This window comes from Caldisalinibacter kiritimatiensis (assembly GCF_000387765.1).
In the GTDB taxonomy this organism is placed as follows: domain Bacteria; phylum Bacillota; class Clostridia; order Tissierellales; family Caldisalinibacteraceae; genus Caldisalinibacter; species Caldisalinibacter kiritimatiensis.
Genome location: NZ_ARZA01000046.1, coordinates 1 through 13,234, shown reverse-complemented (window position 1 = coordinate 13,234; position 13,234 = coordinate 1). Strand labels below are relative to the sequence as shown.

Annotated in this window: 11 protein-coding genes; all 11 read left to right on the top strand. The window is 30.7% G+C overall.

What is annotated here, in order from left to right:
• Window positions 1–91: 91 nt before the first annotated feature.
• Window positions 92–1,351 (top strand): sensor histidine kinase, encoded by a 1,260-nt coding sequence (locus tag L21TH_RS01545; RefSeq protein WP_006307400.1) that lies wholly within the window; start codon window positions 92–94, stop codon window positions 1,349–1,351.
• Window positions 1,352–1,366: 15 nt separating this feature from the next.
• The gene (locus L21TH_RS01540) at window positions 1,367–2,209 is read left to right on the top strand and encodes a DNA-binding domain-containing protein (RefSeq protein ID WP_006307399.1); all 843 of its coding nucleotides are present in this window, start codon (window positions 1,367–1,369) and stop codon (window positions 2,207–2,209) included.
• 113 nt (window positions 2,210–2,322) lie between these two features.
• The gene (locus L21TH_RS01535) at window positions 2,323–3,648 is read left to right on the top strand and encodes a dicarboxylate/amino acid:cation symporter (protein WP_006307398.1); all 1,326 of its coding nucleotides are present in this window, start codon (window positions 2,323–2,325) and stop codon (window positions 3,646–3,648) included.
• 162 nt (window positions 3,649–3,810) lie between these two features.
• Window positions 3,811–4,215, top strand: a complete 405-nt coding sequence (locus L21TH_RS01530) for a hypothetical protein (protein ID WP_006307397.1) — start codon at window positions 3,811–3,813, stop codon at window positions 4,213–4,215.
• A gap of 193 nt (window positions 4,216–4,408) precedes the next feature.
• Window positions 4,409–5,164 (top strand): IclR family transcriptional regulator, encoded by a 756-nt coding sequence (locus L21TH_RS01525; protein WP_006307395.1) that lies wholly within the window; start codon window positions 4,409–4,411, stop codon window positions 5,162–5,164.
• A 228-nt stretch (window positions 5,165–5,392) separates the two neighbouring features.
• Window positions 5,393–6,802 (top strand): YfcC family protein, encoded by a 1,410-nt coding sequence (locus L21TH_RS01520; RefSeq protein WP_242826488.1) that lies wholly within the window; start codon window positions 5,393–5,395, stop codon window positions 6,800–6,802.
• Between the two features lie 22 nt (window positions 6,803–6,824).
• Window positions 6,825–8,018, top strand: coding sequence for a M20 family metallopeptidase (locus L21TH_RS01515; protein WP_006307390.1), 1,194 nt, complete (start codon window positions 6,825–6,827; stop codon window positions 8,016–8,018).
• 56 nt (window positions 8,019–8,074) lie between these two features.
• Entirely contained in the window at window positions 8,075–9,151 is a 1,077-nt protein-coding gene (orr, locus tag L21TH_RS01510) for an ornithine racemase Orr (protein WP_006307387.1), read from the top strand.
• A 21-nt stretch (window positions 9,152–9,172) separates the two neighbouring features.
• Window positions 9,173–10,546, top strand: coding sequence for an N-acyl-D-amino-acid deacylase family protein (locus tag L21TH_RS01505; RefSeq protein ID WP_006307383.1), 1,374 nt, complete (start codon window positions 9,173–9,175; stop codon window positions 10,544–10,546).
• 14 nt (window positions 10,547–10,560) lie between these two features.
• Window positions 10,561–11,724, top strand: coding sequence for a M20 family metallopeptidase (locus tag L21TH_RS01500; protein ID WP_006307382.1), 1,164 nt, complete (start codon window positions 10,561–10,563; stop codon window positions 11,722–11,724).
• 43 nt (window positions 11,725–11,767) lie between these two features.
• The coding region (locus L21TH_RS01495) for an acetyl-CoA hydrolase/transferase family protein (RefSeq protein ID WP_034429012.1) at window positions 11,768–13,234 on the top strand (1,467 nt) is incomplete at its 3' end.

The following is a 13,234-nucleotide window of genomic DNA, read 5'->3' as shown; positions in this document are numbered from 1 at the left end:
ATAGAATTAATTCTTGAAAGGAATATATACAAGAAATATTAAAAAGAAATTACATTCACCAAGACAAAACTATATAACTTCGGAGGGAAATATGGAAAAAGTAAAAAAGATTTTAATATTAGGAATAAGTGTTGCTCTGGTATCACAAGTATATGTTAATTTGTTTACTAATGATTTTAGAGTATCACTTTCTGTAATAGTGTTTTCGGTACTACTTTTATTATACAATGATTTCAATATAATAAATGCTTCAATAGCAACAGGGATTATAGTTTTCTTATTTAGGAGTTGTATACTTTATTTTAGTACTTTAGATATATATCATGCTTTAACAGTAAATTATCCCGTTATTTTCTTTTATTCCGTATATGGAATTTGTTTTTATTATTTAAGACTAAATAATGAAAAAAATATGTATAAACTATTTTTAGGTATTTTAGCTTGTGATTTTCTTTCTAACACAATGGAACTTTTTTTAAGAATTGAGGAGTTGTTTACTAAAGATGTTTTAGATATGATTAAAGTACTATTTATAATTGCCCTGGGTAGAACGTCATTTGTAATACTGTTTATATCAATAATAAAATATTATAGATTATTACTTATAAAAGAAGAGCATGAAGCTAGATATAGAAAGCTAATTTTATTAACATCTAGCTTAAAAAGTGAAATATACTTAATGAAGAAAAACATTGATTATATAGAAAAGGTCATGGGAAACTCTTACAAACTATATGAAGGAATGGTAACCACCGATTGTTTAAAAGAGCAAAAAACTTTAGCACTATCTATAGCAAAGGATGTACATGAAGTAAAAAAGGATTATATAAGAGTAATAAGAGGAATAGAAGAACTTACTGAAAATAAAATAGAATATTCTGATATGAGATTAAAAGATATATTTTACATTCTTGAAGAAAGTACTAAAAGGTACTTAGAGAATAAAGAAATAAATATAAAGCTTAATTTTAAAATTAGTAAAGATTTTAGAACAAAGGAGCATTATCACATAATATCAACATTAAGGAATCTAATAAATAACTCAATTGAAGCTATTGATAGTAAATCTTTAGATGGTATAATAATAGTTAGCTATCACAGTGATAGTGATAATCATGTATTTAAAGTTTATGATAATGGAAGAGGTATAAAGAAAAAAGACTTAGAATATATTTTCCAACCAGGTTTTTCAACAAAATATAATAGAGAAACAGGAGATATAAACAGAGGTTTTGGCTTAACTCTAGTAAAAGATGTAGTGGAAAACCATTTCCGAGGAAAAATAAAAGTTGAATCAAACTATAATGTAGGTACGGTATTTGAAATTTTATTGCCTAAAAACAAAATATAAAATGGAGGTGAGAAATTGACAAAGTTTTATATAGTTGAGGATGATACAAGTGTAGTGAAAATTTTAGAAAACATAATAGAAGATGAAAATCTCGGAGAAGTCATAGGGTATTCATGTAATGGTAAGGATGCAGTAAAAGAAATATATTTAAAAAAACCTGATGTAGTACTAGTTGATTTATTAATGCCTGAGCTGGACGGAATAGACTTAGTTAAGGAGATAAAACGAAAATGTAGTAGTATACGATTTATAATGATTTCTCAGGTATCATCAAAAGAAATGATTGGTAAGGCATATAAGGCTGGGATTGAGTTTTTTATAACAAAACCAATAAATATTATTGAAGTTGTTAATGTAATAGAAAAAGTTATTGATAAAAAGAAAATAGAAGAAACTTTGTATAATATAAAAGATATGTTTGAATCGTTAGAACTAAGGAAAGAAAATATAGTAAAAAAAGAAGTAGACAGATATAAAAAGATAAAAGAAATTCTAAGTAAATTAGGGATATTAGGAGAAAAAGGAAGTGAAGATATCCTAGACATTTGTTACTATCTTATTGATAATAAACAAACTAGATTTAATTATAAAATAAGCGAAATTTCTAGTATTTTAAGTGATAATCCTAAAGCAATGGAGCAAAGAATAAGAAGGGCTATAAATAAAGCATTAACGAACATAGCTAATTTAGGTATTGAGGATTATATGAATGATAGCTTTATTAAATTTTCAAATACTTTATTTAATTTTGAAGATGTAAAAGCCGAGATGGATTATATAAGAAAGAAAAGAACTACAGGTGGAAAGGTTAATGTAAAAAAGTTTATAGAAGGGCTTTTATTCAAAAGTGAAATATAAAACAAAGATACTTGCATTTTAAAGAAAATTCTGTGTATGAAAATGAGTTTTTTTGTATTATTTTAAATACCCTCTTTATAATCAAAATAGGGAATTAAAAGGAGGGGAATAGAGTGAAGAAAAGAATGAGTCTCACAAAGAAGATATTAGTTGGGTTAATTTTAGGTGCGTTGTTTGGGTTAATTTTAAATAAAATTCCATCGGATTTTATAAAAAATACTATTTTTGTTAATGGTATATTGAAATTGGTTGGACAAATATTTATAAACTCTATAAAGATGTTAGTTGTACCTTTAGTATTTGTATCGTTAGTATGTGGAGCTTCTGCAATTGGAGATGTTAAGAAACTTGGGAGAGTAGGAGTTAAAACTTTAGGATTCTATATGGCTACAACAGCTGTGGCTATAACTTTAGCTTTAGTTATAGCAAAAGTTATAAACCCTGGAATAGGACTTGATTTATCTAATGTCTTAAAACAAGAACCTACAATAGGAACAGCAAAACCACTAGTGGAAGTAATAACTGATATGGTACCACAAAATCCAATAGCTTCTTTAGCTAATGGTTCTATGTTACAAATAATTGTATTTGCCTTGTTCACTGGAGTTACTATGGCACTTATAAGAGAAAAAGCAGAACCAGTGATTAATATATTTAATTCACTTAATGAAATAATAATGAAAATGGTCAAATTAATAATGCTTATTGCTCCATATGGTGTATTTGCTCTTATAGCGAAAACGTTTGCTACTGTAGGGTTTGAAGCCATGTTTCCATTATTAAAATACATGCTTGCTGTGCTATTAGCTTTACTTATTCACGCTCTCTTTACATATATGGGCGTTTTAGGTTTGCTAGGAAGACTTAATCCAATAAAGTTTTTTAAGAACATGGGTTCAGCGATGAGTGTTGCATTTTCTACAGCATCTAGTAGTGGAACTCTTCCATTAACAATAGAAACAGTAGAGAAAAAATGTGGAGTATCAAAAAATGTAGCATCTTTTACATTACCTCTAGGAGCAACTATAAACATGGACGGAACCGCTATAATGCAAGGTGTTGCAGTAATATTTATATCTCAAGTATATGGTATAGATTTATCTATTCAAGCAATATTAACAGTTATTTTTACAGCTGTACTTGCATCTGTAGGAACGGCAGGGGTTCCAGGAGTAGGGCTCATAACTCTTTCAATGGTTCTTACATCAGTTGGACTACCTGTAGAGGGAATTGCATTAATTATAGGAATAGATAGACTACTTGATATGTGTAGAACAGTTGTTAATATTACTGGAGATGCAGTTTGTACAATAGTGGTAGCTAAATCAGAAGGTGAGTTTGATGAAAATGTATATTATGCTGAAAACGAATCCATAGAATATGAAGGACTAGAAAATAATAAAGAAACTTTTAGTAATTCTGCATCTGAGTTGATATAAAAATTTGAATTAAAGGGTTAGACGTAAAGTCTAACCCTTTAAATTATATTAAAAGTAATTTTCTGATTTTAGATATAGAAAAATTAGGACAAATGTAGTAAAATATATTTGACAACATTCGACAATGATAGACTAATACAATTAAATAGGCTAGGTGGTATTATGGAGATTAAGGATTTACATGGTAAGTATTTTTTAAAGGTTGATTTAGAGAGAAATTTAGTTTATGAAAAGCCTATAGGGTATTGGACAAGTGAAGATGTAAAAAGATTACATAACGATTATGTGGAAAAAATTGTTCCACTATTTAATGGGGAAGAATGGGCAAAGCTTTGTGATTTGTCAGCTTATAAGGTTTCGATGATTACCGAGGATATACAAGATCATGTTGAGTGGGGCTGGAAAAATGCTTTTACAACAGCTGCTACAGTTTTAGATAAGTATGACAATTATAGGTCAGTAATCGAATTACAAATGAAAATAGCAGCAAAAGATAAATCTTTTAAACAGGAGTTCTTTTATAAAATTGAAAACGCAGAAAAATGGCTTAAAACACAGGGTTTTTAGGATGACAGAGAATATTCTCTGTCATTTTTTTATGCCGATATTTAATAATTTTACATTGCATTAAAAAGCAAAATTTTCAAAAAATTAAGAATGTTATGGAGGGATAATAGAATATATATTGAATAATAAAATATGTCAATATAACAAACGCTTGTTCACATGATGAACATTATTTGACGGAAGGAGTTATAAAGTGAGCAGAAATCAATCATCTATACAAAAAACAATTAACATATTAAAGCAATTAGCTAGAGCACCTTATGAAATGACAGCATTAGAGTTATCTAATGAACTAAGTATAAATAGAAGTACGGTACATAGAATATTGAATACTTTAAAGGATGAAATGTTAGTTTTACAAAATCCTGTGAACAAAAAGTATACTCTAGGGCCTATGGCCTATCATATTGGCATAGCTTATATTAACAATCAAACTAATTCTGAGCAGATAAAATATATATTGAATGAAGTAGCAAAGGAAACTAAACAATCTGTAGGATATGCAATGTTAATAGATGGTAAGATAATGAATATATATGAGATTGAGAACTATCAACCAATAAAAATAGGATATAGACCTGGAAGCTTTTATCCAATTCATTGCGGTGCTTATGGTAAATGCATAACTGCTTTTATTGAGCCTAAAGAAAAATTAAAGAAGATAGTTTATTCTTCAGAACTATATAAGAAAACCCCTAATACAATTACTGACCCAGAAGAATTATTAAAGGAATATGAGAAGATTAGAAAAAATGGTTATGCAATAAGTAATGAAGAAAGCTTACTAGGAGCCATAGGAATTGGCGCACCTGTGAGAAATTCTAGCGGTAAAGTAATTGGGAGTGTTGCAGCTGCATCAATAAAAAGTGCTTTAACTAATAGTGATTTTGAGTTTATTAAACAAAAAGTAATAGAAGCAGCACAAAAAATTAGTAAGTTTATTCCATAAGAGGAGGTGGTGTTAATTAACCTTAATAAACTGATAAAGGAGGTGAAAATTAATAAAAATGCAGTATATATATGGTGACGAAAAAGAGAAATGTAAATGAAAGGTCTTTCGAGTAAGGGATGATAATATAAAGACCCTTCACTTACAAATAAAAATTAATAACAACAATATGATAGTACAGTTATAAATAAAAATCAATACTAATAATGAAATTAAGGAGGTTTTATGATGTCTGTAAAAATTCAAGAAAAAAAGAAATTTAAGGTTCCTCATACCTATGTAATTCTTTTTAGCGTAATAATAGTAATGGCTATATTGACATATATAATTCCAGCAGGTCAATTCGATAGAATAGAAGGTCCAAAAGGTAGAACTATTGTAGACCCTGATTCTTTTCATACTGTAGAGCAGAATCCAACAACGTTTTTTGACTTATTTAAGGCAGTTCCAAATGGAATGAAAGATGCTGCTAAGATAGTATTCTTTATTTTTATAGTTGGTGGTTCATTTCAAATTATAACTGCAACTGGAGCAATAGAAGCTGGTATTGGAAAAATAGCTTTAGCTTTAAGAGGAAAAGAAAAGCTAATGATTCCAATATTCTTAATATTATTTTCTCTTGCAGGTGGAACATTTGGTATGGCAGAAGAAGCAATTGTTTTTGTTCCTATAGGTATTGCATTGGCGAGAGCACTAGGCTATGATGCAATTACAGGTACTGCTATGATTACGTTAGGTGCTGCTTGTGGTTTTACTTCCGGGTTTATGAATCCATTTACTGTAGGAGTAGCTCAAGGTATTGCTGAACTACCATTATTTTCAGGTATAGGATATAGATTGATAATATTAGTAGTTATGCTTACAGTTACAATATGGTATGTAATGAGATATGGAAATAAAGTAAAAAATGATCCAGAAAAGAGTTTAGTTAGAGAATTAGAAATAGAAGAAAAAGATAAGGTTATAGATTTATCAAATATACCTACCCTTGAATCAAGACATTACTTAGTGCTACTTGCAGTAGTAGTAGGTTTTGGGTTCATAATTTGGGGAGTATTTACATCAGGATGGTATATAACTGAGATAGGTTCAACATTTTTAGCTATGGGTATAATAGGTGGATTTTTAGGGAAACTTGGTCCAAGTAAAATTGCTGAAGAATTTGTTGTAGGGGCTAAATCTATAGTGTTCGGTGCTTTAGTTGTAGGGATAGCCAGAGGAATATTGGTTGTTATGAAGGATGGACTTATTATCGATTCCATAATCAATGGATTAGCTTTAGCTATTCAAAATCTACCTAAATCCATATCTGTTTTAGGAATGTATATAGTCCAAGTAGTTATAAACTTCTTTATTCCTTCAGGTAGTGGTCAGGCTGCAGCAACTATGCCTATAATGGCTCCATTAGCAGATGTAATCGGGGTAAATAGACAAGTTGCAGTTACAGCATATCAATTTGGTGATGGGTTTACAAACTCCATAATTCCGACTTCAGCAGCTTTAATGGGAGTTTTATCAATAGCTAAGATAAAATACGAGAAATGGGTTAAATTCTTATGGCCTCTTATGCTAATTTGGCTAGTTATTGGTGCTATATTCCTTATTACAGCTAATGCTATAAACTATGGTCCTTTTTAAAGACAAAACCGAGGTAAATCAAATGATTGATATAAAAGAATATTATGACAAAGAAGAATTGATAAGGCTTACTCAAGAGCTAGTTAGAATCCCAAGTCATAAAGATGTACCTAATAGAGAAAAGGAAGTTGCTGAGTATATTCATAGGTTTTGTATTGAAAATGGTTTAAAATCAAAACTTCAGCCTGTTGATGGGGAAAGAAAAAATGTACTTGCATATTTAGAGGGGATTGGAAATGGGAAATCCTTGATGTTTAACGGACACACAGATACTGTTCCACCTTATAAAATGACCATAGACCCATTTGCTGCAGAAATAAAAGATGGATACATATATGGTAGGGGTACTGTAGACATGAAAGGTGCTTTAGCTTGTATGCTTATAACAATGCTTGCTATAAAAAGATCCGGTATAAAGTTAAAAGGAAATATTATATTTACAGGAGTAATCGGTGAAGAAGAAAAAAGTGAAGGAACAGAACATATTGTAAAATCTAAAATAAAAGCTCATGGTGCTATTGTAGGAGAACCATCAAATTATGAATATGCAATAGGGCATAGAGGGCTTGAGTGGTTAGAAATAAAAATAAAGGGAAAAGCGGCTCATGGTGGAATTCCCCATTTAGGAGTTAATGCTATTTCTAAGGCAGCTAAATTAATAACAAAAATAGAAGAAGAACTATATCCAAAACTTGAAAAAAGATATAACGAATATATGGGACCATCTGTAATGAATTTTGGAAGAATTGAAGGAGGAAGTCAGCCAAGTACAGTTGCTGACTGGTGCTCCATAAAAATTGATAGAAGATATATACCTGGTGAAACAGTAGAATCAGTTATAGGAGAATACCAGCAAATAATAGACAAACTAAAAGCAGAAGATCCTGAATTTGATGCAGAAATAGTAAGAATGCCGAATAATATGTTAACTCTAGACCATTTGTATTTAATGACTGAGCCCAATGAATTAATAGTTAGTTGTACTAGAGAGGCTTTAAAAGAAGTCATTGGCAGGGAACCAGACATTACACGAAGAAGAGGATGGACAGATGCAGCATTATTATCTAGTTTTGGTAATATTCCTACAGTAGTATGTGGTCCAGGAGATATCTCATATTCCCATACTAAAGATGAAAGAGTACCTATAAATGACTTAGTAAATATGGTAGATGTGTATTCAAGAATAGCAATGAAATTTTGTGGAGTAGTAGAGTAATATAGTCAGGGTTTTTCTCCCTGTCTGTATTACTTAAAATTGAGGATGTGGAGTTTATGAAATATCCTAGATTAGAGATATCCTTACCTAAAATTACTCACAATACAAAGGTTGTAGTAGGTATATGTAGGAAGTATGGAATAGAAGTAGTAGGAGTTAATAAAGTTTCTTGTGGTTCATTTGAAATTGCTCAAGCTATGGTGAATGGTGGAGTTGAAATTATTGCAGATTCAAGATTGGAGAATTTAATAAATATAAAAGATATTAATGTTAAGAAAATGCTGCTTAGACTTCCGATGATAAGTGCAGTTGAAGAGGTTGTGGAATATGCAGATATATCATTAAATTCAGAATTAAAAACTATAAAGAAAATATCTGAGATCGCAGATAGAAAAGGGAAAGTTCATAATGTAGTGTTGATGATAGATGTTGGTGATTTAAGGGAAGGAATTTTTAAAGAAGATGATGTATTTAAGATAGTTAAAGAGATTATAAAACTAAAAGGAATAAATCTACTTGGACTTGGAACTAATCTTACTTGTTTTGGAGGTGTTATTCCAACAGAGGATAATTTAGGAAAACTAATTAGCTTAAAGAATAAAATAGAGGATATATACAATATTAAATTAAATGTATTGTCAGGTGGGAATTCAAGTAGCCTACACCTTATACAAAAGGGACAACAAATTCCAAAAGGTATCAATCAATTAAGATTAGGAACTTCTTTAATATTAGGTACAATTGAAGTAACTAATAGTATAATACAAGGAACACATAGGGATGCATTTAGATTAATAGCAGAAATAGTTGAAATTAAGCAAAAACCTTCAAAGCCAATAGGAAAGATAGTAAATGATGCCTTTGGTAATATACCAGTTTTTAAAGACAGAGGAATAAGAAAAAGAGCAATTTGTGCAATAGGAAAGCAAGATATTGATTTGAACTGGATGAAATCAGAAGATAAAGACATAATTATCTTAGGAGGAAGTAGTGACCATTTAATTTTAGATATTACAGATTGTAATACAAACTATGATGTAGGAGATAAAATAATTTTTATTCTTGATTATGTAGCTATACTTAAAGCTATGACTTCTCAATATGTTAATAAAGTTTATTTACAAGAGGGTTAACCATATCGAGGGGGAAATAATGTGTATGATATTAAAATCATTAACGGCAAGATTATAGATTTTGACGTTAATCAGATAAAAGATTGCAACATCGGTATTAAGGATGGAAAGATTGTTAATATAGGGAATTTAATAGGAAAGGGTAAAACCGAAATAGATGCACATGGAATGATTGTTTCACCTGGATTTGTAGATATACACATGCATGAAGAAGTAATTGGGACTTCACCAGACGGAGATGACTATGATATAGCTAATAAGATGCTTCTAATGGGGGTTACCACCTGTGTTGCAGGCAATTGTGGAAATAATAGACAGTCATTAGATTATTTCTTTGATTTTATTGATAAAAATGGTTCACCAGTAAACTATTTATCCTTTATAGGTCATAATTATTTAAGAAAGTTAGTTGGGATAGAAGATAGATATAGAGAAGCAACAAAGCAAGAGATAGAAGATATGAAGAAATTACTTATCCATGATATTAAAGAAAATGAGGCTATTGGTATTTCATTTGGCTTAGAATATTCTCCAGGGACTACTATAGAAGAAATTGTAAATCTATGTGAAGGAGTAAAGGAAGAAGAAATAATACTTTCAGCCCATTATAGAAAGGATGCAAAATATGGCATAGATTCTATTAAAGAAATGATTGAGATATCAAAGCTAACAAGGAAACCAATGCAAATTTCTCATATAGGAAGTTGTACAGCTTTTGGTATGATGAAGGAAGCATTAGAAATCATACAAGATGCTATAAACAATGGAGTAGATGTAGCAGCAGATTGCTATCCATATAATGCCTTTAGTACGTATATAGGTTCTGCTGTATTTGATGAGGGATGTTTTGAACTATGGAACAAATCCTATGATAGTATTATGTTGACTGAAGAACCATATAAAGGGGTAAGATGCAATAAAGAATTATTTTATAAAGTAAGAAATGAATACCCTGAAATGTTAGTTGTTGCATTTGTGATGGAAGAAGAGGAAGTTATAGAAGCACTTAAAGCACCATTTGTTTATGTTGCAAGTGATGGGTTATATCGAAGGGGGCAAGGACATCCAAGAGGAGCTGGTACATTTCCAAGGGTTTTAGGGAGATATGTTCGTGAAAAAAATGATGTATCATTAATTGATGCACTAAGGAAAATGACGTTACTGCCAGCTAAAAGATTGGGATTAAAAAATAAAGGGAATATAAAAGAAGGTGCTGATGCTGATTTAGTTATATTTGATCGTGAAACTATAATAGATGATGCTACTTTTGAAGAACCTACTAAGCCACCAATTGGCATAAAACATGTTATTTTACACGGTAAAATAGCTGTTAATGATAATACGATTATAAACAACAGATTAGGAAGAGTAATTAGAAGAAGCGAACTATGGTAAAGGGGGAAATGGGAATGAAAAAGAGAGTATTATATTTGATAGAAGAAGTGAAAGATGAGCTTATTGAATTAAGCGAGTATATATATAATAATCCAGAATTAGGATATGAAGAGGTGAAGTCCAGTAGAGCACATATTGAACTATTAAGGAAATATGGATTTAAAGTAGAAGAAAAATATCTAGGTATTAAAACAGCTTTTAAAGGAGAATTTGATAGTTTAAAGCCAGGTCCTACTATAGCTTATTTAGCAGAATATGATGCATTGCCACAAATAGGTCATGGGTGTGGACATAATCTATTAGGCACTACAAGTACAGGTGCAGGAATAGTTTTAAGTAAATTAATATCAGAGCTTGGAGGTAAAATAATAGTTTTTGGTACTCCTGCAGAAGAAACTAGTGGAGCGAAGGTACAAATGGTAGAAAAAGGAGCATTTAATGATGTTGATGTTGCAATGTTAGTCCATCCAGGGGATGAACATTATAAAAGTGGAAGTTCATTAGCAATGGAAGCTATACAATTTACTTTTAGAGGGAAATCATCCCATGCCGCTGCTTATCCTGAGAAAGGTATCAATGCACTTGATGCAGCTATTAATACATTTAATAACATAAATTCGTTAAGAGAACATATAAGAACAGATGCTAGAATTCATGGAATAATAGTAGAAGGAGGAAAGGCAGCTAATATTGTTCCAGATTTAGCTATTGCTCAGTTTTATGTAAGGGCTACAACTAAGAAATATTTGAAGATATTAAGAGAAAGGGTAATAAATTGTGCAAAGGGTGCTTCACTAGCAGCAGGCACACAATTAGAAATTACTAACTATGAAGCATCATATGATAATCTAGTTACAAATCAAACATTATCTGAATTATATAGTAAAAGATTAAAAGACATGGGAGTAGAAAAGATATACGAATCAAGGGAAAGCTATGGTTCATTAGATATGGGAAATGTAAGCCACGTTTGCCCTTCAATACATCCATATTTTAAGATAAGTGAAAAGGAAATAGTAGCACATACAAGGGAGTTTGCTATGGAAACAATTACTGAGTTTGCATATGAAAATATGTGTAAAACTATAGGAGCTTTAGTTTTAACAGCCATTGATATAATACAGGATAAACAATTATTAAGTAAAATTAAGAAAGAATTTGAAACAACTGAAAAATAATATTAGTTGCTAATAGGCAAGATTATAAACAGAGGTGAGTAGATTGGTAAAAGATAGGATACGAAACAATAAGTTATTTAAAAAGATAACTTCAGCTGAGGAAGCAGCAATGTTTATCAAAGATGGTATGACAGTAGCAACTAGTGGCTTTACACCTTCAGGTTATCCAAAGGCAGTACCATTAGCTTTAGCAGAACGAGTAAAAAATACTGGGGCAAACATAGGGATAACTTTAATAACAGGAGCATCGGTAGGAGAAGAGCTAGACGGGGAACTTTCAAAGTGTGGAGTTATTAAAAAAAGATTACCATATCAAACCCAAAAAGATTGTAGAGATAGAATAAATTTAGGAGATATACATTTCGTAGATATGCATTTAAGTCACCTTCCTCAATATATTAAATATGGATTCTTAGGTCATATTGATATTGCTATTATAGAAGCTGTTGCGATAACAGAAGAGGGATATATAGTTCCATCTACATCAGTAGGAAATACACCGACTATAGTTGAAAAGGCTGAAAAAGTAATTATTGAAATCAATACAAGCCAGCCTTTAGATTTAGAAGGGATGCATGACATTTATATTCCTCAATCTCCGCCCAACAGACTTCCAATACCAATTACAAAGGCAAGTGATAGAATAGGAACAAATTATGTTCCTATAGATATAGACAAAATAGTTTGTATAGTTATCACTGATATTAAAGATAATGTTAGACCTTTAGCTGAAGTAAATGATGTTAGTAAAAAGATGGCTGAAAACTTGATTGGCTTTTTAGAGGATGAGATTAAATTTGGAAGGATACCTAAAGAACTATTACCTCTACAATCAGGGGTAGGTTCAGTAGCAAATGCTGTTCTTAAAGGTCTACTTAATTCGAAGTTTGATAATATTCAGTTTTATACAGAAGTTATACAGGATTCTGTAATTGACTTAATAGATGCAGACAAAGTAGAAATAGCTTCGGGTACATCAATAACACCTTCAAAGGAAGGATTAGTTAGGTTTTATAATAACATAGATAGATATAAATCTAAGATAATACTAAGACCTCAAGAAATTAGTAATAATCCAGAAGTTATTAGAAGGTTAGGGATAATAGCTTTAAATACAGCTATTGAAGTTGATATATATGGAAATGTTAATTCTACAAATATAATGGGGAGTAGAATGATGAATGGCATAGGGGGCTCAGGAGACTTTACTAGAAATGCTTATATCTCTGTGTTTACAACACAATCTATAGCGAGAAATGGAGATATTTCAACAGTTGTACCAATGGTGGCTCACCATGATCACACAGAACACGATGTTGATGTTATTATTACAGAACAAGGTATTGCTGATTTAAGAGGATTGAGTCCAAAAGAGAAAGCAGAAGTTATTATCAAAAACTGTGCTCATCCTGATTATAAAGAAGCCCTTAAGGATTATTATAAAAGGGCAAAAAAAATAAAATACAACCATACACCTGTTATTTTAGATGAAGCACTATCATGGCATAAG